Source organism: Streptomyces crystallinus, from assembly GCF_039521265.1.
GTDB classification, from domain to species: Bacteria; Actinomycetota; Actinomycetes; order Streptomycetales; family Streptomycetaceae; genus Streptomyces; species Streptomyces crystallinus.
This window is the reverse complement of record NZ_BAAACA010000006.1, coordinates 49,480-68,743: the sequence shown is the minus strand read 5'-3', so window position 1 is coordinate 68,743 and position 19,264 is coordinate 49,480. Positions and strand designations below refer to the sequence as shown.

At 73.8% G+C, this 19,264-nt stretch carries 15 protein-coding genes; 4 read left to right on the top strand and 11 right to left on the bottom strand.

Annotated features, from left to right (window positions below; all coding sequences use genetic code 11):
• Positions 1-120: 120 nt before the first annotated feature.
• From fxsT to ABD236_RS04190, 5 genes are all read right to left on the bottom strand, one after another.
• A complete protein-coding gene (fxsT, locus tag ABD236_RS04210) occupies positions 121-4,092 on the bottom strand; it encodes an FxSxx-COOH system tetratricopeptide repeat protein (RefSeq protein WP_344070239.1) in 3,972 nt (1,323 codons plus the stop codon).
• On the bottom strand, positions 4,076-5,440 hold the full coding sequence (locus ABD236_RS04205) for a TIR-like protein FxsC (RefSeq protein ID WP_344070237.1): 1,365 nt from the start codon (positions 5,438-5,440) through the stop codon (positions 4,076-4,078). The genes fxsT and ABD236_RS04205 overlap by 17 nt, the downstream gene beginning before the upstream one ends.
• Positions 5,441-5,534: 94 nt before the next feature.
• Entirely contained in the window at positions 5,535-7,997 is a 2,463-nt protein-coding gene (locus ABD236_RS04200; protein WP_344070235.1) for an FxsB family cyclophane-forming radical SAM/SPASM peptide maturase, read from the bottom strand.
• A gap of 16 nt (positions 7,998-8,013) precedes the next feature.
• Entirely contained in the window at positions 8,014-8,202 is a 189-nt protein-coding gene (locus ABD236_RS04195) for a hypothetical protein (protein WP_344070234.1), read from the bottom strand.
• Between the two features lie 203 nt (positions 8,203-8,405).
• On the bottom strand, positions 8,406-8,978 hold the full coding sequence (locus tag ABD236_RS04190; RefSeq protein WP_344070232.1) for a helix-turn-helix domain-containing protein: 573 nt from the start codon (positions 8,976-8,978) through the stop codon (positions 8,406-8,408).
• A gap of 122 nt (positions 8,979-9,100) precedes the next feature.
• On the opposite strand from ABD236_RS04190, the gene ABD236_RS04185 reads away from it, so the two are divergent.
• Complete coding sequence (locus ABD236_RS04185; RefSeq protein WP_344070230.1) at positions 9,101-9,964, top strand: EamA family transporter; 864 nt, start codon at positions 9,101-9,103, stop codon at positions 9,962-9,964.
• A gap of 27 nt (positions 9,965-9,991) precedes the next feature.
• Here the strand turns inward: ABD236_RS04185 and ABD236_RS04180 are convergent, their stop codons facing one another.
• Together ABD236_RS04180 and ABD236_RS04175 are read right to left on the bottom strand one after the other, a co-directional pair.
• Positions 9,992-10,735: an acyltransferase gene (locus ABD236_RS04180; RefSeq protein WP_344070228.1), complete on the bottom strand. Its 744-nt coding sequence runs from the start codon at positions 10,733-10,735 to the stop codon at positions 9,992-9,994.
• Positions 10,736-10,819: 84 nt separating this feature from the next.
• Positions 10,820-11,350: a gamma carbonic anhydrase family protein gene (locus ABD236_RS04175; protein ID WP_344070226.1), complete on the bottom strand. Its 531-nt coding sequence runs from the start codon at positions 11,348-11,350 to the stop codon at positions 10,820-10,822.
• A 94-nt stretch (positions 11,351-11,444) separates the two neighbouring features.
• On the opposite strand from ABD236_RS04175, the gene ABD236_RS04170 reads away from it, so the two are divergent.
• Complete coding sequence (locus ABD236_RS04170; RefSeq protein ID WP_344070224.1) at positions 11,445-11,885, top strand: SRPBCC family protein; 441 nt, start codon at positions 11,445-11,447, stop codon at positions 11,883-11,885.
• A gap of 54 nt (positions 11,886-11,939) precedes the next feature.
• Here ABD236_RS04170 and ABD236_RS04165 read toward each other — a convergent pair whose 3' ends face one another.
• From ABD236_RS04165 to ABD236_RS04155, 3 genes are all read right to left on the bottom strand, one after another.
• A complete protein-coding gene (locus ABD236_RS04165; RefSeq protein ID WP_344070222.1) occupies positions 11,940-12,599 on the bottom strand; it encodes a DedA family protein in 660 nt (219 codons plus the stop codon).
• 118 nt (positions 12,600-12,717) lie between these two features.
• The gene (locus ABD236_RS04160) at positions 12,718-15,201 is read right to left on the bottom strand and encodes a beta-glucosidase family protein (RefSeq protein ID WP_344070220.1); all 2,484 of its coding nucleotides are present in this window, start codon (positions 15,199-15,201) and stop codon (positions 12,718-12,720) included.
• Between the two features lie 231 nt (positions 15,202-15,432).
• Positions 15,433-15,870, bottom strand: coding sequence for a DUF4442 domain-containing protein (locus ABD236_RS04155; RefSeq protein ID WP_344071186.1), 438 nt, complete (start codon positions 15,868-15,870; stop codon positions 15,433-15,435).
• 110 nt (positions 15,871-15,980) lie between these two features.
• Here ABD236_RS04155 and ABD236_RS04150 point away from each other — a divergent pair, with 110 nt between their 5' ends.
• Positions 15,981-17,048, top strand: a complete 1,068-nt coding sequence (locus tag ABD236_RS04150) for a DUF8017 domain-containing protein (RefSeq protein ID WP_344070218.1) — start codon at positions 15,981-15,983, stop codon at positions 17,046-17,048.
• Positions 17,049-17,139: 91 nt separating this feature from the next.
• A complete protein-coding gene (locus tag ABD236_RS04145; RefSeq protein ID WP_344070216.1) occupies positions 17,140-18,453 on the top strand; it encodes an MFS transporter in 1,314 nt (437 codons plus the stop codon).
• Here ABD236_RS04145 and ABD236_RS04140 read toward each other — a convergent pair.
• The gene (locus tag ABD236_RS04140) at positions 18,415-19,260 is read right to left on the bottom strand and encodes a spermidine synthase (RefSeq protein WP_344070214.1); all 846 of its coding nucleotides are present in this window, start codon (positions 19,258-19,260) and stop codon (positions 18,415-18,417) included. The two genes, ABD236_RS04145 and ABD236_RS04140, sit on opposite strands and share 39 nt — an antisense overlap.
• Positions 19,261-19,264 lie beyond the last annotated feature (4 nt).

Here is a 19,264-nt window from a genome sequence, read left to right as displayed (position 1 = left end):
GGCTGGTCGCGCAGTTCCCCGCGCCCCTGGGGGGTGCGGGCCTGCGGGACAGTCCGCGCAGCCCACGAGCGTCATGAGCGCAGCCGACGACCGTCACGCGGATCAGCCACAGTGCTGCCCCTACACCGGATGGAGCTCGATATCCCGGTCCAAGCGGATCCAGGACCGTGCCGCCTCGGGGATGGGGTGGTCCACTCCCAGGCGTTCGGCCGCCGGTTCTATGACCGCCGCGCGCATTCCCGCCGCGTCCTCGCCCCGGCCCGCCGCCCGCAGGGTGATCGCCAGGTTGGAGCGGCAGACAAGGACGTCCGGGTGCCAGGGGCCGAGCTTGTCCAGCAGGCCCTCCAGCGCGGCGTACTCCCACCGTTCGGCCAGGTCCGCGCGGCCCAGGTCGCCGTAGACATTGGCCAGGTTGACGGCCGCGCACAGGGCGAAGGGGTGCTGGGGGCCGAGGGCGTGCTCCAGGGCGTCACGGACCTCCTCGGCGTCCTCGGCCGCCTCCTCGGCGCCGCCGGTCGCCCGCAGATGGACGACGACGTTCGCCCGGCACGCCAGGCTGTAGGGGTGGGACTCGCCCAGCGTGCCCCGGTAGCCGTGCAGCATCTGCCGCGCCAGGTCGAGGGCGTGCCCCGGGTCCCCGGTGGCCGCCAGGTCGGCGGCGAGGCTGACCCCGCAGGCCAGGGTGTCGGGCGAGACGGGTCCGTACCGGTCGCGGAACCGCTCGTACGCCTCGCCCGTCAACCGCATCGCCTCGTGCGGGTGCCCGGCCTTCCGCAGGGAGACGGCGAGGCTCTTGACCGCGCGCAGGACCTCGGGGGCGTGCGGGTCCAGGACCCGACGCAGACCGTCCACCACCTCCCGCAGGACCTCGACCGACACCGCGTACTCGCCGGTCTCCCGCAGGTCCCCGGCCAGGTTGGCCTTGGTGAACAGGGTGTAGGGGTGCTCGTCGCCGAGCAGCATGGCGCGGCGCTCCACGGTCCGCTCGTCGAGCCGCCGCGCGGCCTCGCTGTCCCCGGTCAGCCGGTAGTCGACGGCGAGGTTGTTCGCGGCGGTCAGGGTGCGCCGGTGGGAGTCTCCGAAGAGGCCGCGCATACCCCGGTAGACCCACAGGTCGCGTTCGAGCGCCTCGGTGAACCTGCCGACGGCACGCAGGTCGGCGGCGAGACTGCCGGTGACGACCAGCACGCGGGGGTGGTCGTCGGCGGGGTGGTCGTCGTGGAACAGGCGCAGCTGGCGGGCGAGGGTGTCCTCGTCCATCGCCAGCGCCTCCTGGTACCTGCCCTGCGCCCGTAGGGCGTTGGCCAGCTCGAAGCGGACGTTGAGGGTCTGCAGTGAGTCCTCGCCGAGCCGACGCGTCCACAGCCGGTCCAGTTCGGTGGCGAAGGCCCGGGCGCTCTCCAGTTCGCCGCGCGCCAGCAGATAGCGGATCCGGTCGATCATCAGCTCACGGGCCCTGGAGTCGTCGCTGTCGGCGATGCCGGAGGCGTTCAGATGCGGCCAGATCAGCTCGAAGGCGGGCCAGCTCTTGGGGTCGTTCACCGGGTCGTCCCGGTCGACGCCCTCGGTCGGCCGGGCCTGCGCCAGGATGCGGTGGACCACCCGCTTGGTCTCGGTCTGCTCCTCGGCGGTGAGCGCCTCGCGCACGGCCGCCTGGACGAGGCGGTGCACCTGGATGCTGCTGTCCGCCGGGTCCACCCTGGCCAGGGCGAACCGGTGCAGCGTCTGGATGACCCGGCCCAGCATGTACCGCTCGCGCAGATCGGCGTCGTACGGCAGCAGCGCGTCCAGCAACGCGTCGCTGCCGATGAGCCGCATCGAGACGGGTTCGGCGGAGAAGAACGAGCAGATCTCCAGCAGGCGCACCGCCGCCCGGGACTCCTCGCGCAGCCTGCTGATGGAGAGGGTCCAGGTGGCGTTGAACCGCAGCCCGTACCCCTCGGGTGAGCCCAGCGAGAGGACGGTGGTGCTGCGCTCCGCGAGCTGGGCCAGATACGCGTCCACGGGGGTGGCCGTCTCGGCGAGCCAGGCCGCCGCCACCTCCACCGCCAGTGGCAGGTCGCCGACCGCGGCCGCGACCAGGTCGGCGTCCTCGGGCGGCAGGCCCGCCACCCGCCAGGTCAGATGCTCCACGCTCTCGAACCGGTCGAAGACCTCGACCTGGGTGATCTCCACCCGCTGGGTGGCCGGTTTGTTGCGGCAGGTGGCGAGGAGGTGCCCGTAGACGGAGCCGGGGAGCGGGCCGATGGCCTGGGGCAGCCGGCGCAGCGCCTCGTCCGGGTCCTCCACGTTGTCGAAGATCAGCAGCCAGCGCGGATAGCGCTCACCGCGCCACAGCTCGTGGAGGGCCGCCATGGCGCCCTCGGCCACCACGTCGCCCGCGCGCAGCCCCATCTCGGCGGCGAGCTGCGCCAGCGAGGCCACCACCAGGTCGGGCCGTTCCGCCTCGATCCACCACACCAGGTCGTAGTCGGCCCGGAAGCGGTGCGCGTATTCGAGCGCCACCTGGGTCTTGCCGACGCCGCCGAGTCCGTACAGGACCTGGGGCAGCCGCTGGGCGGAGCGGCTGTCGCCGCGCAGCTGGTCGCGTATCCGGTCGAGCAGGTCGGTGCGGCCGGTGAACCAGCTGTTGCGCGGCCGTACGTTCCACACGCGCGGCGCGTTCCCGGGGAAGCGGGGCCGGTCGGGGGCGCACGGGAGCGCGGCGGCGGCCTCGCCCCGGCCGAGCGCGCCCAGCAGCGCGGACGCCGCCTCGGCCTCGTCCACGCGCACCAGGTCCACCGCCCGCAGCCCGCCCGGCGGCGGGGTCAGCCGTACGTCGCCGACGCGCACGGGCAGCACCTGGCGGCGGCCGCCGGCCCGGTCCTGGAACGGTCCGCTGTCCCACAGCCCGCGCCCGGCACGGGACTTGAGGTAGGGCGGCGAGGCGATGTGCAGGACCCGGTGGGCCTCCTCGCCGGGCTCCTCCTCCAACAGCGCGGAGCCGGGGGCGCGGACGTCCACCGGGAAGGTCCGAAAGCCCGCCGTGCCCAGGACGGCGGTGATCCAGTCCACCCACATCCGGTCCTCGGAGACGTGGTTGAGCACGATGTTCGCCGGTGAGGAGGGCCGGCGCCGGGTGAAGGCGGCGACGTGGGCGAGCCGCAGCGACTCGTCGATCGGGGGCAGCCCGGTGACCTGGCCCTCGGTGAGCACGGAGGTGAGCCGTTCACAGGCGGACAGCAGCGAACTGCCGATCCCCGGCGGGTCGCCGAAGGTCGCCAGCACCTCTTCGTACGCGTAGAAGGGCCGGTAGGGGATCTCCACCGAGCCCCAGTAGAGGTCGGCCGCCTCGCCCGTCAGTCCGCTGGGGAAGCCCTCGAAGCACTCGCGGGCGAGGGCCCGTCCGGCGTCGGCCTTCTCCTTCTCGCCGTCGTCGATACGGGTCGCCACCGGCAGGATGCGGATGCCCCGCTGGTGGTAGCGCTCCTCGATGTAGCGGGCGACGGCCGAGGCGCCGTCGATGCTCTGGTCGCTGAGGGTGAAGCAGACGACGAGGACCTGCGGCATCTGGACCGTGCAGATGTCGGCGATGTCGCTGAGGCCGGTCCGGCTGTCGATCAGGGTGAAGTCGTAGTGGCGGCGCATGTCGTCGCCCATGGCGTCGAAGAACTGGCCGCCGCCGGAGTGCTCGTAGAAGTGGTCCCAGTCCATCCGTCCGACGACGGAGGAGTAGTCGCGGTTGCGGCGGCCCGCCGAGAGGAAGTCCAGGCTGCCGCCGCTGGGGAAGGACCAGTCGAGGGTGACGGCGTGCGGGCGCACGCGCGCGTAGGCGCGGTGCCAGTCCGCGGCCCGCTCGCCGGGGCGCCGGGCCTCCTCCTGGTACTCGGTGATCAGGTTGATCAGCCCCGGGGTGGCCTCCAGGTCGCGCAGGTTCAGAAAGGGGTGGAAGAACCGGTGCAGGCCGGGCGCCTCCAGGTCCCAGTCCACGGCGAGCACCCGGTGGCCGTTGGCCGCGAGGATCCAGGCGCAGTTGGCGAGCGCCATCGTGCGTCCGGTGCCGCCCTTGTACGAGTAGAACGTGATGACGGTTCCGTCACGGTTCTCGGCCATCTGGGGGGCCCTCCACCTGGTCGGCCTGTCTCTTCCCGGGGGCGCGCTGTTCTCGCTGGTCCCCGGTGCGGCCGCGGGCGGCCCGGCCGAGCCCGACCCCGTCCGGCAGGACGTGGGGCAGCGGACTGCCGGGCCCGGCCGGCCGTCCGGTGCGCGCGGCGCTCTCGTAGTGCCTGACCGCCGACCGGACCGCCCTGGGGAGCTCCTGGCTGAAGGCTTCCAGAGTAGGCAGCCCGCCGCCCTGCGTCAGGTGCCCGGGGCTCTGCCGCAGCCTGGTCCCGAGCACTTCGTCGGCGACATGGCGCAACTCGGCCTCGCGCGGCGGCGATTCGGGGTCCGCGCGGTTCCACGGCACCATCACACTGAGCCAGGGCCGGGGCTCGGCGCAGAGCAGCCGGACCAGCTCCCGGTGGCGCGGGGAGTCCAGCGCCCAGCGGTCGAGCAGCAGCAGTCCGGGGGCGTCGGGCGGGCCGGGTCGCAGCAGCCGGTCGGCGCGTTCCTCGAACTCCGCGAGCCGTACGGAGTAGTTGAGGTTGACCACGAGGTCGGCGGTGTGGCGGGCCAGCGGCCGCGCGGAGAGCGGGTGGTAGGGGTTCCAGTCGCTGGGCCGGGGGCCGTAGCAGTCGGGGCCGCGTCCGCGCGGCAGTCCGTCGCGGGAGCAGGCGAGGACGGTCACCTCCAGGTCGCGGCCGGGCCCGGGGACGGGGCCGAAGGCGGAGGTGAGCGTGGCGTAGTCCTGGAGCGGGTCGCCGTCGGCCACCTTGGTGCGCTCGGCGACGCTCACGATCCGCTTGGCCAGCCGGTAGACGGCGTGTTCGTAGTGGTCGCGCAGATAGCTGAGCTTGATCATCCCGTAGAAGCCCTCGTCGGCGTACTCCTCGCCGAAGTCCGCGTGGACGAACTGCAACCTGCGGGCGGCCTCGGGGAGTTGGTGCGGCAGGACCGGGATCCAGAGCGCGGGGATGATCGCCGGGGGTGAGCGGTGCTCGCTGCGCGACTGGTGGAGGGTGTCGCGCCCGGCGAAGGCGAACCACTCCCGGCCGCACTGCTCGCTCAGGAAGTAGCGCGGCGAGTAGAGCGGCACGAAGACCCGGCAGTGCGCCAGCGCCTCGGTGATCTGCTCCTGCCAGTCCTCGCCGGGACGCACATGCTGGTCCATGAACCCGGCGGGCACCCCGTCCGGCAGCGCGGTCAGCTGCATGACGTGGGCGGACAGATCGCGGAAGAAACGCTGCACCCACAGGTCGGGGCCCTTGTCCCGGGGATCGTTCTTCGGCGTGTGCGCGTAACTCAGGAAGAAGTACGGCCTCGGCTCGTGCCCCCCGCCCCGCGCGGCTGAGTGCAGCACCGCTCCCTCCCGGTCCGAGTGGGTGGGTCCCCAGTGTAGAAAGCGAGCGATCCATGGCGGAACCGCCTGTACGCGCCGTTTCGGGGGCGGTCGGTCACCCGCGCGGCGCGTTGCGGGCCCGCCAGGCGTCCCGGTGGCGCCGGGCGGAGTCGCCGGCCGCGGCGAGCGCCTCGGGTGCCACCCGCTCCGCCCGCCAGGCGGCGGCCGTCTCCCCCATGCCGGCGACGAAGCGCTTGCCGGGGCCGGTGAGCGCGCCGCTGCGGGCCAGGGTGTCGATCGCCTCCGAGGTCTGCCGGCGCCAGCGCGCGAACTCCCGCTCGGCCCGTCCGCGCGCCGCCGGGGTCTCCGCCGTGGAGCGCCGCACCCGCCAGAAGTCGGTGACCGCCAGATGCGCGTAGGCCCCTTGGAGCAGGGCGCCGAGCGGTCGCGGGTCGTCGCGCCAGGGGGCGTAGTAGCGGTCGGTGTCCTGCGGGTCGTACAGATCGCAGCTGTCGAGCACCGCGCCCAGCTTCACGTGCTGGAACTCATGGACGATGAGCAGCGCGAGCGGCGCCGGGGCGGCCGGGCGGGCCGCGCCGACGGCCCCGAAGGCGTCCCGGCAGGTGGCGCTGGTGTCGCCGCCCGCCCGGGGGCTCAGCGGGGTGATGGAGCGCAGTCCGGCGGCGATGCCCGGGGCGTACGCCGGCAGCCGGCGCTGGATCAGGGACCAGGCTCCGGCCAGCGCGTCGGCCCAGGCGCGCGCCCCGGACGCCGGCAGCCGCTCCTCGGCCGGCCAGGGGTAGCGGTCGCGCAGCGGGTCGGTGTCCTCCAGGGCGACCGTCCAGCCGCCCGCCTCGAAGAGCCGTACGGGCTGCCAGTGCGGGGTGCGCCCGTCCAGGCCCTCGCCCCAGCCCATCTGTATCCGCCGGCCCCCGGCCCGTACGGTGAAGCCGTAGGCCTGAGCGGTCAGTTCGGCCTCCTCGGCGCCGCCCAGCAGCGCCCGGCCGATGCCGGGCAGCCGCAGGGTGCCCTCACGCAGGGGTACGACCACGGTGTCGGCGCGCCGGGCCCGCAGCGCCGCCGACGCCGCCAGCTCCGCGAGTCCGCCCGCGAGCGCGCCGGGTTCCCGGCCGCCGAGGACGCCCAGCGCCCAGGGCCGGAAGTAGGGGTGGGCGAGGGCGGCCTCCAGGGCGTGCGGCGCCGCCGCGTCCAGGTCCAGCAGCAGCTCCCAGGCGGCGGTCGCCCGGCGGTCCTTCGGGTCGGCGCGGCCGCCGACGGCGGCGAGCAGCCCGCGGTTGAGGTCGAGTTGGGCCAGGGCGAGGCGGGCGACGGTGTCGGCGCCGCCGAGTCCGGCGGCCAGCTCCTCGAAGTCGGCCGGTTCCAGCGCCTGTTCGGGCTCGGGCCGGGCGGACTCCTGTGCCGGGACGGGCTCACCGGCCCGGGCGTGCGCCGGGTGCTCGGGGAGCGACTCCTGCCTGCGGATGTTCATGATCAGCGCCATCAGGTCGGGGCAGAACACGGACGGGTTGTCGAAGCCGGTTCCGGTCCGGTAGCGGTGGGCGTAGAGGCCGCCGCCGCAGGACGCGACCACGGGACAGGAGGTGCACTGCGCGCACAGCGCCTCGATGCCCTTCTGGCGGGCCAGCATCCCGGGGTGGGTGAGCACGTCGTCGAGGCTGTGCTCGAAGACGTTCATCCCGGTCGCGGGGGCGCCGTCGTAGGACGTCTTGAGGCTGTCGGCCTGCTCGAAGGTGCCGTCGGTCTCGACGACCACCAGGTCGGCGGGGGCGAGCCCGAGGGACTCGGTGAGGCTGCTGCCCCCGCGCAGGGTGCGGTGGACGGACTCGAAGAGCCGTACGGGGACCGGGCGCCCCTGCCCGTCCCAGCGCCGGTAGACGGCGTCGAGCCAGTCCGCGTACGGCGTCGGCGAGCCGCCGGGGCGGGGCGGCGGGTGGTCCCAGGTGGCGTGCGGCAGCAGGAAGTCGACGCGCGGCGGGCGCAGTGCGGCCAGCGCGTCGTACACCGCGACCGGGTCGTTGGCCAGGTCGATGGTGCACAGCAGCCCGGCGAACAGCTCCCGGTAGCGGGGGCTGCCGAGCAGGGTGACGGCGTCGATGACCCGGGCGTGGCTGCTGCGGCCGTCGGCGTAGCGGCGGTGGCGGTCGTTGGCGGCCCGGTCGCCGTCGAGCGAGACGCCGACGCGGACGCCGAGTTCCCGGAAGAGCTCGCAGAACTCCTCGTCGAGCAGCACCCCGTTGGTGTGAATGCGCAGGTCGAGGGCGCTGACGCCGCGCAGGGCGCGCCCCAGCTCCTCGGCCGCGTGTCTCAGCAGCGCGGGCCCGGCCAGCAGCGGTTCGCCGCCGTGCAGCACCACATGGACGGCGGGCAGCCGGTGGGTCCGGGCGTGGGCGGCGATCCCGGCCGCCGTGGCGGCCAGGATCTCGTGCGAGACGGCCCTGGGCCGGCCGCGCCAGCTGGTGTCGGCGTGTTCGTACACATAGCAGTGGTCACACGCCAGGTCGCACCGGCTGTGCATCTTCAGTACGACCTGCGACACCGCCGGAGGCGACCGGTCCATGGCGCGGGGCCTCCGGCTAGAGCGCCGACTGGAAGGCGGCGACCGGAACCGTCGAGGCGTTCTCGGCGGCGATCAGGCGCTGGACCGACGCGGGGAGTTCCCCGCCGCGCGCCTTGGCGGCCTGGGTGTGCAGTGATGGCCTTTCACGGCCTTGGCGGTCGGGCGCCGGACAAGGTCGTTCGGCGGCCGTGACGAGATGTCCCATGAATCCCCCCACCGGCGGGCGTGCCTGGTTGCGGAAGGGTGGTTACCCTCTGCGCACTTGTCTTCCCCGCATCGGCCACTCTCGCACAGGAGCGCGCCGATCGGTCCGACTCCGGCGCATGGATGGCCAGTTCGCGCCACTCGGCCCGAACCGGTGGTACGGACCACGAGCCCCCGCGGCACCACCCGCCCCCGACGAGGCTCTCAGCGCTCGAACGGGACCGAGATGGCCATGGTCATCTCCACCGGCTCGGTGCCGTCGTTGCGGTAGGTGTGGCTCGTACTGGCCTCGAAGGAGACCGAGTGGCCCGCCGGGACGGGGTGTTCGGCGCCGTCCACGACGAGCGTCAGGGTGCCCGCGGTGACATGGATGAGCTCGTGTGTGCCCGCCGGGTGCGGGTCGGAGGAGCTGCCGTCGCCGGGCATCAGATGCCAGCGCCACATCTCCAGCGGCCCCGGGGCCTCGGTGCCCGCGAGCAGGGTGCTGGAGCTGCCGCGCTCGGTGGACCAGAGGCGGACGGCCTGGTCCGGCGGCACGATCCGCACGCTGGGGCCGCTCTCGTAGTCGAGCAGGGTGGTGATGCTCACGCCGAGCGCGTCGGCGATCTTCACCACGGTGCCGACGCTGGGGTTGGTCCTGGCCTGCTCGATCTGGATGAGCATGCCGCGGCTGACCGCCGCGCGGGAGGCGAGCGCGTCCAGGGTGAAACCGCGCTCGGTGCGCCAGCGCTTGACGTTGCGGGCCAGGGACTGGGTCAGCAGATCGAGGTCCGACACATTCCGTCCATGATGGGGGCCACCCAGGGCGGCAGGCTAATATTTTGGATGACAAGTTTAATATAGTGAACTACGGTCCGGTGCACCGAACCGTTCACCGCACTGTACTGCGAGGCACTCTGATGACGGCACTCTTCGCCCTGGCCACCAGCCTGCTGTGGGGGCTGGCCGACTTCGGCGGCGGGCTGCTCACCCGGCGCGTCCCCGCGCTGACCGTGGTCGTCGTCTCGCAGACCATCGCCGTGGCCGTCCTCGGCGCGGTCGTGGTGGCCACCGGGGGCTGGCACGAGGCGGGGCCCGGGCTCTGGTTCGCGGTGGCGGCGGGCGCGGTCGGCCCGGTCGCGATGCTGAGCTTCTACAAGGCGCTGGCGCTCGGCCCGATGGGCGTGGTCTCGCCGCTCGGCTCGCTCGGCGTGGCCGTGCCGGTGGGCGTCGGCCTGGTCCTGGGCGAGCGGCCCGGAGTGCTCCAGTTCGCCGGGATCGCCGTGGCCGTGCTCGGCATCCTCATGGCGGGCGGCCCGGAGTTCCGGGGCGCGCCGGTCCGGCGTCAGGCGATCGTGCTCACCCTGCTCGCGGCGTTCGGCTTCGGCGCGGTGATGGCGCTGATCTCGCAGGCGTCGACCACGGTCACCGGTCTGTTCCTGGCGCTGTTCGTCCAGCGCGTCACCAACGTCGCCGTCGGCGGTACGGCGCTGTACGTGTCGGTGAAGCGCGGCGCGGCCGCGCTGCCGCAGGGCGGGGCGGGCGTGGTGCGCGCCGCGCTGCCCGCGCTCGCCTTCGTGGGCCTGGCCGACGTGGCCGCCAACGGCACCTATGCGATCGCCGCCCAGCAGGGCCCGGTGACCGTCGCGGCCGTGCTCGCCTCGCTCTACCCGGTGGTGACGGCGCTGGCGGCCCGGGGCGTACTCAAGGAACGGCTGCGCGGGGTGCAGGCGGCGGGCGCGGGCATCGCCCTGCTGGGCACACTGCTGCTGGCCACGGGCTGACCGCCCGCGCGCATACGACGACAGGCCCTAGGCCTCGTCCGCCGCCAACTCCGCGACGGCGAGCAGCTGTTCCGGAGTGACCCCTTCGGGGATCGGCACCGGGGCCGGCGTGCGCAGCGGCGGCTGCCAGCCGTTCTCGCGGTCCCACGTCCGTACCACCCGGGCGGGCGCCCCGGCCACCACGGCGTGGTCGGGCACCTCGCCCCGGACCACGGCGCCCGCCGCCACGACCACGTTGCGGCCGAGCCGGGCGCCCGGCAGGACGACGGCGCCGGTGCCGAGCCAGCAGCCCGGCCCGATCTCCACCGGCTCCATCCGGGGCCACTGCTTGCCCACGGGCTGGTGGGGGTCGTCGTAGCTGTGGTTGGTGGAGGTGATGTACACGTACGGGCCGCAGTAGGTGTTCGAGCCGATGGCCACCGTGGTGTCCGCGATGACATGGCTGCCCCGGCCGAGCACCACGCCGTCCCCGAGGGTGAGGATCGGCTCGGCGCCGAGGTCGAGGCCCGGCATCATCCCGGCCGTCAGTGTGACCTGCTCGCCGATGATGCAGTGATCGCCGAGCTCGATCCACGGCTCGCCGAAGACCGTGCCCTGCGGGAACGCGAGCCGGGTGCCGGCGCCGATCCGGCGGAACCGCAGCCGCCCGGGGTGCTCGGCGGTGATCGCCCCCGCCTGCTGCACCCACTGCCAGCCGCGCTGGACCGCGCCCGCGGCCAGTCGGCGCCGCCAGGCGGTCAGCGAGGAGAACGTGTTTCTGTTCTTCGGCACCCGCACACGGTACTCACCGCCGACTCCGCTGGTCAGCGCGGAGACCTGTGATCTTTGGCTCAGGCCGGGTCCCGCCCCAACCGCTCAGCCGCCGTGCGCCTCGCGGTGGTCCCTGGCCAGGCCCAGATACATCAGCGCGTTGACCTTGATGCCCTCGCGCTCCTCGGCCGAGAGCTCGCGCCGGACCTTGGCGGGCACGCCCGCGACCAGCGAGCCGGGCGGAACGACCATGCCCTGCGGCACCAGCGCCTGCGCGGCGACCAGCGAACCGGCCCCGATCACGGCCCCGTTGAGGACGGTCGCGCCCATGCCGATGAGCACGTCGTCCTCGACGGTGCAGCCGTGCAGCACCGCGTTGTGCCCGACCGAGACGCGCTCGCCCACGGTCACCGGGAAGCCGGGGTCCACGTGCACCGTGCAGTTGTCCTGGATGTTGCTGTCGGCGCCGAGCACGATCGGGCCGCAGTCGGCCCGCAGCACCGTGTGGTACCAGACGCTCGCCCCCGCGGCCAGGGTCACCTCGCCGAGCACCACGGCCGTGGGCGCGGTGAATGCCGCCGGGTCGACCTGCGGCTTCTTCCCGCCCACACCCACGACCAACGCCTGCTCCGCCATGCGCCACTCCTTCGTACGGTTCTCGTCGCACCCAGGGGCACGGTAGGCGACGGACCGCGAGGACGTACGCCCGGGTGGCCCGTACGATCAGCGGATGGCACTCTTCCGGATCGACCGGCGTACGCAGGCGGGTCCCGCCGAGGTCTGGCTGCGGCTCACCGATTGGCCGCGCCACACGGGAAGCGTGCCCCTGACCCGGATCACCGTCAGCACTCCCCCGCCCACCGGCGTCGGCACGGTCTTCGTGGCCCGTACGGGCGTCGGGCGCCTCGCGTTCGACGACCCGATGGAGGTCGTGGAGTGGCAGCCGCCCGAGGGGGAAGGGACCGGGCGCTGCCGGCTGGAGAAGCGCGGGCGGGTGGTGACCGGCTGGGCCGAGATGGAGGTGCGCCCCGGGCCCGAGGGCACCGGGGCGCTGCTGGTGTGGCGCGAGGACCTGCGGGTGTGGCGGCTGCCGCACCTGCTCGACCCGGTGACGGCCCGGGCCGGACGGCTGGTCTTCGGCCGGGCGCTGACCAGGATCCTCAGGGGCTGATCAGACTCGCGGCCCACGCCGTGAGCCGGCGGTGCACGCGTCGGGCGGCCGGGCTCACTCCGCGGCGGGCACGTTCTCGGCCGCCGCCGGGGCGGCCGCCTCCATCTCCGCCGACGCCTTCTTCGCGCGGTTCTTGACGACCAGCATCGAGACCACGCCCAGCACGGCCGCCAGGCCCAGACCCACGTACGAGAAGTTCTTCAGCCACGACTCGGCGACCACGCCGATGTAGTAGATCGCGGCCGTCGTGCCGCCCGCCCAGCAGATGCCGCCGAGCACGTTGGCGATGAGGAACTTCCAGTACGGCATGTGCAGCACACCGGCGAGCGGGCCCGCGAAGATGCGCAGCAGCGCGATGAAGCGGCCGAAGAAGACCGCCCACATGCCCCACTTCTGGAAGGACTTCTCGGCCATGGCGACATGGCCCGCGCTGAAGTGCTTGGGGAACTTGGCGCCGAGCCAGGCCAGCAGCCCCCTGCCGCCCTTGCGGCCGATCGCGTAGCCGATCGAGTCACCGACGACCGCGCCCACCACGGCGGCGGCGCCGAGGATCACCGGGTTGATGTGGCCCTGCTGGGACGCCAGCAGCGCGGAGCTGACGAGGACGATCTCGCCCGGCAGCGGGATGCCGAGGCTCTCCAAACCGATGACCAGCCCCACCAGGAGGTAGACACTGACGGCGGGGATGTTCTCCAGCCACTCCTGGATGTGCAACGCCCGTTTCCTCCCGATCGCGACGGGCCGACGCCCGGCGTGCGCCCCCCTTGGCGCACGCCGGGAAGCCTACCCGCTCAGCCCGCCGCGACGGCTTGTCCGTCTGTCCCGCCCCGGTTCACCGCCGGACCTCCCCGTGGCCGGTGAGCCGGATGTCGCGCGCGGAGGCGCCCACCTCCACCCGGCGGCGGCCGGTGCCCAGGACCCAGCCGTGCCGGGTCGGGTCCCAGGACGAGAGCGCGTGGGCCAGGAGCGTCACGGTGACCCGGCGCGACGCGCCCGGGCGCAGCTCCAGGCGCCGGTAGCCCGCGAGCGCGCGTTCGGCCTGGTCGAGGCGCAGGTGAGGCGCGGGGCCGATGTAGACCTGCGCGACCGTGGTGCCGGTGCGGTGGCCGGTGTTGCGGACGGTGAAGGACACCGAGAGCCCGCCGTGCTCGGTGCGCACGGCGAGGTCCTCGTAGCCGAAGGACGTGTACGACAGCCCGTGGCCGAAGGGGAAGAGGGGTGCGACGCCCGCCGCGTCGTACCAGCGGTAGCCGAGGTGGATGCCCTCGCTGTACTCCTCGACGCCGTCGGCGCCCGGGTAGCGGCGCGGGTCGCCCGCCACCGGGTGGCGCTCGTCGGAGACCGGGAAGGACTGGGTGAGCCGCCCGCCCGGGTCGCAGTCGCCGAAGAGCACCGCGGCCGTGGCCGCCGCGCCCTCCTGGCCGGGGTAGTACATCTGGAGCACCGCGGCGGTCCGCTCCAGCCAGGGCATGGTGGTGCTGGAGGAGGTGTTGAGGACCACGGTGGTACGGGAGTTGGCGGCGGTGACCGCCTCGATCAGCGCGTTCTGGTGGCCGGGCAGGGCCAGGGTGGTGCGGTCGGCGCCCTCGGTGGCGTCCTCGTAGGCGAAGAGGATCACGCTCTCGGCGGCCCGCGCCACCCGCACGGCCTCGGCGACGTCGGCCGCGCGGGTCGCCCCGGTGATCCGGCGCAGCCGGAACAGCTGCCCGTCGGCGCCGCCCTTCGCGGTGATCCTCAGGGTGTGCGGCCCGGCGGCGAGCCTCAGGGTGGCCCGGCGCACGGCGAGTCCGTCGGGGGCGGCGCTGACCAGGCCGCCCGCGAAGTACTCGCCGTAGCCCGGGGCGAGCGGGAAGAGCTCGGTGCCGTCGAGCAGGACGACCGGCCGCTCGCGCCCGGAGTAGTGGATCACCAGGGTCCACTCGTCGGCCTCGTCGACGGTGAGGGTGCCGTCGTACGTCCAGGTGGCGCCCGCGTCGACGCGCTGCCCCTCGAAGTCGGCGCCGGGCGAGACGGCTCCGGTGGGCAGGGCCCGGCCGAACAGGTCCTCGCCCAGCGCGTGGCGCACCCGCGCCCCGTCGCCCGCGCGCTTCCTGATGGCGTCCAGCGGGCTCTCGGCCCGGTCCGGCACCACATGGGCGCTGCCGCCGCCGCTCACGAAGGGGAGCGAGCCGGTCGGGCCGATCACCGCGAGGGAGCGGGCGGCGGCGCCGGTGAGCGGCAGGGCCCGGCGCTCGTTGCGCAGCAGGGTGGCCCCGGCCTTGGCGACCTTCAGGGCGGTACGGGCCCCGGCCTCCGGGTCGCGTACGGGTCGGGCCGGAGCGCTGCCGTCGAGCAGCCCGAAGCGCTCCATGACGGTCAGCACCCGGCGCACCGACCAGTCCACGAGCGACCGTTCCACACCGCCCCCGCGCACCGCGTCCCGCAGGGCGTCGCCGTAGTAGGTGCCGCCCGGCATCTCCATGTCGAGCCCGGCACGGATCGAGGCGGCCGTGGAGTGGGCGGCGAACCAGTCGGTCATCACCCAGCCGTCGAAGCCCCAGCCCTGTCGCAGCACCCCGGTGAGCAGGTCCGCGCTCTCGCAGGCGAAGGTGCCGTCGACCTTGTTGTACGCACCCATGACAGCGCCGACGCGGGCGGCGACCGCCGCCTCGAAGCCGCGCAGCTCCGTCTCGTGCAGGGTCTGCTCGTCGGCCCGGACGTCGATGGACATCCGGTCCTTCTCCTGGTTGTTCAGGGCGAAGTGCTTGACCGTGGCGATCAGGCCCTGGGCCTGGATGCCGCTCACCTCCTCGGCGACGAGGTCGGCCGAGAGCAGCGGGTCCTCGGAGAAGGTCTCGAAGTTGCGGCCCGCGTAGGGGGTGCGGATGAGGTTGACCATGGGCGAGAGCAGCACGTCCTGGCCGAGCGCGCGTCCCTCGCGGCCGATGACCTCCCCGTACTCCCGGGCGAGCGCGGGGTCGAAGGCGGAGGCGAGCAGCACCGGGGCGGGCAGTGCGGTGGCGCGCGCGGTGACCCGGACCCCGGCGGGGCCGTCCGCGAGGCGCAGCGGCGGGATGCCTAGGCGGGGCACACCGGGGACGTAGCCGGCCTGGCCGAGGCTGTCCGGGTCGTCGGCGCCGTGCAGCAGGGACAGCTTCTCGTCGAGGGTGAGGCGGCGGATCAGCGACTCGACCCGCGGGCTGGCGGGGCCGGTCACGGCGGGCGGGCGGCGGGCGGCTCCGGCGGGCCGGGCACTCCAGCCGGTCGCGGCGGCGGCGACCGTGACGGCGCCGCCGAGCAGCCACAGGGCGGACCTGCGGGGAACGGTGTCGGACATGACCGTCACTCCTTTGGTGCGGGCACGGCGAGGTGACACGTGCAAACGGCAGGACGTGCTTCGGCTTCTGAACACACCATGCGCCAGAGCCCGGTTGACGCCTCGTCAGGAAGGACGTGTTGCCCGAGAAAGCTAGGACCGGCCCGCAGCGGAGTCAATAAGTTGAACAAGAAACAGATCCGGCCCCGAGTGCGGTGCACTCGGGGCCGGAACGCTCGGGAACCGCGTGGATCAGCTGTTGGGGCGCAGGGTCCAGACGACGGTCATCTCGCCGGTGACGGCGCCGTCCTCGCGGGCGATCTCGATGGCCACCGGGAACTCGGGTCGCTCCCCCGCGTCCAGCTCCGCGACGACGTCGGCGATCGGGCGGCCCAGCGTGGCGGTGGCGGTGACCACGCCCATGGCGAGCTTCTTGTAGCCGATCTCCGCCTTCACGGCCAGCGGCACGGCACGGCCCATCTGGTCGCCGAAGGCGGCGATCACGATGGCGCCACTGGCGGACTCGGCGAGCGTGAACATCGCGCCGGCGTGCGGTCCGCCCAGGTGGTTGTGGTAGTCGGCCTGGTCGGGCAACCGCACCACGGCCCGCTCGGGGGTGGTCTCCAGGAACTCCAGCTTGAGGGTCCTGGCCATGGGAACGGTCGCGGCGAGCATCTCGCCGACGGACATCTGATCAGCGCTCATGGCATCGGATGTTACCCGCGAGTAGTAGACCTTGACCATCCCCTCACAGGGGCGGACGTTGGAGGGGCCACCCGTCCCCTCTATGGTTACTCGCCATGTGGCAAGGACAGCAGCCGCCCGGGGGCGAGCAGAATCCGCAGGACCCTAACCAGAACCCGTACCAGCAGCCGGGGTACCAGGCACCCAACCCGTACCAGCAGCCGACACAGCCGGCCCAGCCCGCGGTCGGCGGCTACCAGCAGCCGGGATACGGCTACCCGCAGCAGCCCAACCCGTACCAGCAGCCCACCGTGCCGCAGTACCCGGTGGGAGCCCCGCCCGGACCGCCGATGCCGCCGCAGAACGACGACGGCGGCAAGAAGAAGACGACCCTGATCGCCATCGTCGCGGCGACCGCGGTCGTGGTGGCGGCGGTCGTCACCGGCGTCGTGGTGATGAAGGACGACGGCAAGAAGGACGACAAGGCCGACAGCAAGCCGTCCAAGAGCTCCTCCTCGGCTCCGGCGCAGGACTCCTCGCCCTCCGCCCAGCCCAACCCGCGCGGCGGCTCCACCGAGGAGATGAAGCCGACCATCGAGGGCTGGAAGGTCATCGTGAACCCCAAGTGGGGCACGGCCTTCGACGTCCCCTCGGACTGGGAGTTCAAGGGCCCGAGCTGGGCCGGCGGCTTCGAGGACCACGCCAACCCGACCGGGAAGCCGATCATCATGCAGTCGGCGCCCGCGTACTACAAGCCCAAGTGGTGCACCGAGGACTCCAACCACGACGGCAACACCGAGGACACCGAGCTCGCGGGCGCCGGCACCAAGGGCGCCAACGGCGCCAAGAACACCGACGAGGTGGCCGGGAACCAGGTGCCGTGGTGGGTCTACGGCGCGTACACCCAGCCGGACAAGAACATCATCAAGACCACCAAGCCGGTCCCGTACACCACCAAGGCGGGCATCACGGGCAGCGTCGCCCGGGCCTCGGCGACCGGGGTCAAGAAGACCAGCAAGTGCGACACCGACGGCCAGGCGATCACCTTCGGGTTCAAGAACGCCAAGGGCGACTTCGTGGCCTGGAGCCTCTACTCGGCCACCGGCGTCAGCGGCGCGGTCGACGAGGCGACCATCCAGAAGATCCTCAGCACGGTCCGGCTCGCCGGCGCGCCCACCGGCTGACCCTCCGTCCGTACGCGGTGACACCCCCGGCACCGCGTACGGCACGGCGACCGGTTTGGCACTTCGAGGCGGCGGCGGCGATAGTCCACAGGTGACCTCTGCCGCCGCCGCTTCCCGTCTCCGCCGCCCCGCCTGGGCGGGCCGCAACTACCAGCTGCTCACCGCCGCCGCGATCGTGACCAACCTGGGCAGCCAGGGAGCGCTCATCGCCTCGGCGTTCGCGGTGCTCCAGTCGGGCGGCGACGGCGGCGACGTGGGTCTGGTGGCGGCGGCCCGCACGGTGCCGCTGGTCCTCTTCCTGCTCGTCGGCGGCGCGTTGGCGGACCGCATACCCCGGCACCGGGTCATGGTCGCCGCCAACACCCTCAACTTCCTCTCCCAGGGCGCCTTCGCGCTCCTCGTCCTGACCGGCACCCCCGCGCTCTGGCAGATGCTGGCGCTCAGCGCGCTGGGCGGGGTGGGCCAGGCGTTCTTCGGCCCCGCCTCCGAGGGCATGCTGATGTCGAGCGTGGAGGGCGAGGAGGCCGGACGCGCCTTCGCGCTCTACCGGATGGCCATGCAGGGCGCGGGCATCGGCGGCGCGGCGCTGGGCGGGGCCCTGATCGCCGCCGTCGGTCCCGGCTGGGTGCTCGCGGTCGACGCGGCCGCCTTCGCCGTCGCGGGCGCGCTGCGCGCCTTCATCGACGTCACCCACCTCCCGCCGCGCGAGCCCGGCGGCGGCATGCTCGCCGATCTGCGCGACGGCTGGCGGGAGTTCACCGGCCGCCCCTGGCTGTGGGCGATCGTGGCGCAGTTCTCGGTCGTCAACGCCGTGGTGGTGGCGGCCGACGCGGTGTACGGGCCGCTGGTCGCCCGGGACCACCTGGGCGGGCCGGGGCCGTGGGGCCTGGCCCTCGCCGCGTTCGGCGCCGGCACGGTCGGCGGCGCGCTGGTGATGACGCGCTGGAAGCCGCGCCGGCTGCTGTTCGTGGGCTCGCTCTGCGTCTTCCCGCTCGCCCTGCCCTCCGCCGCGCTCGCCGTGCCGGTACCGATCGGGGTGCTGGTCGCGGTGATGTTCCTGACCGGGGTGTCGATCGAGGTGTTCGGCGTCTCCTGGATGACCGCGATGCACCAGGAGATACCGGAGGAGAAGCTGTCGCGGGTCTCCGCCTACGACTGGCTGGGCTCGCTCGCCGTGGTGCCGCTCGCGACCGCGCTGGCGGGCCCCGCCGAGAGCGCCGTCGGGCGGACCTCGGCGCTGTGGGGCTGCGCGGTGGTGATCGTGGTCCTCACGGCCGCGGTGCTCACGGTCCCGGACGTACGGAACCTGCGGCGCCGCACCGCGCCCGTGGCGGGCGCGACGGCGGCCCCCGTCGCGGCTCCCGTCTCAGCCGATGCCGAACGCCCCCTCGGGGGGCTCGGGTGACGGCCGCGCCTCGCTGTCCGGTACGGGCGCCGCGTCCCCGGTGAACCGCCGCAGCGCGTCGCCGTGCTCGACCCGGGCGGGAAAGGCGTCCCCGGCGGTCAGCCGGGCGAGCGGCGCCAGCGGCAGCGGCCCCTGCGAGGCGAGCAGCACCACGTTGCCGAACCGCCGCCCGCGCAGCACCGAGGGCTCCGCGATCAGGGCGACCTGGTCGAACACCGCCCGGAAGGTGGCCAGCTGGGGCCGCAGGAACGCGAAGGGCGCGCCGTCGGCCAGGTTGGCCGCATAGAGCCCGCCGGGGCGCAGCACCCGCTCGGCGACCCGCGCGTACTCGACCGAGGTCAGATGCGCGGGCACCCGGGAGCCGCCGAAGACGTCGGCGAGGAGCAGGTCGGCCGAGTCCGCCGGGGCCGCCTCGGCCCAGGCGCGGGCGTCGGCCGCGTGCACCCGGATGCCGCCGGCGTCGGGCAGCGGCAGATGCTCGGTGACCAGGGTGAGCAGCCCCCGGTCGGCCTCCACCACGTCCTGGCGCGAGCCCGGGCGGGTCGCCGCCAGATAGCGCGGCAGGGTGAGGGCGCCGCCGCCGAGGTGCAGCGCGTCGAGCGGTTCGCCCGGCTCTCCCGCGCAGTCGACGACATGGGCGAGCCGGCGGGCGTACTCGAACTCGATGTACGTCGGGTCGTCGAGGTCGACGTAGGACTGCGGCGCGCCGTTCACGGTGAGCAGCCAGGCCCGCTCCCGGTCCACGTCGGGCATCAGCTTGGCGGTGCCGTGGTCCACTGCGCGGCTGACGGGTATGGGCTCGTTCACGCTC

What these genes read in the sequence shown, in the direction of transcription:
- fxsT (WP_344070239.1), bottom strand. Translation starts at nt 4,092, where the DNA reads ATGGCCGAGAACCGTGACGGAACCGTCATCACGTTCTACTCGTACAAG.
- ABD236_RS04200 (WP_344070235.1), bottom strand. Translation starts at nt 7,997, where the DNA reads ATGGACCGGTCGCCTCCGGCGGTGTCGCAGGTCGTACTGAAGATGCAC.
- ABD236_RS04195 (WP_344070234.1), bottom strand. Translation starts at nt 8,202, where the DNA reads ATGGGACATCTCGTCACGGCCGCCGAACGACCTTGTCCGGCGCCCGAC.
- ABD236_RS04185 (WP_344070230.1), top strand. Translation starts at nt 9,101, where the DNA reads ATGACGGCACTCTTCGCCCTGGCCACCAGCCTGCTGTGGGGGCTGGCC.
- ABD236_RS04175 (WP_344070226.1), bottom strand. Translation starts at nt 11,350, where the DNA reads ATGGCGGAGCAGGCGTTGGTCGTGGGTGTGGGCGGGAAGAAGCCGCAG.
- ABD236_RS04170 (WP_344070224.1), top strand. Translation starts at nt 11,445, where the DNA reads ATGGCACTCTTCCGGATCGACCGGCGTACGCAGGCGGGTCCCGCCGAG.
- ABD236_RS04160 (WP_344070220.1), bottom strand. Translation starts at nt 15,201, where the DNA reads ATGTCCGACACCGTTCCCCGCAGGTCCGCCCTGTGGCTGCTCGGCGGC.
- ABD236_RS04155 (WP_344071186.1), bottom strand. Translation starts at nt 15,870, where the DNA reads ATGTCCGTCGGCGAGATGCTCGCCGCGACCGTTCCCATGGCCAGGACC.
- ABD236_RS04150 (WP_344070218.1), top strand. Translation starts at nt 15,981, where the DNA reads ATGTGGCAAGGACAGCAGCCGCCCGGGGGCGAGCAGAATCCGCAGGAC.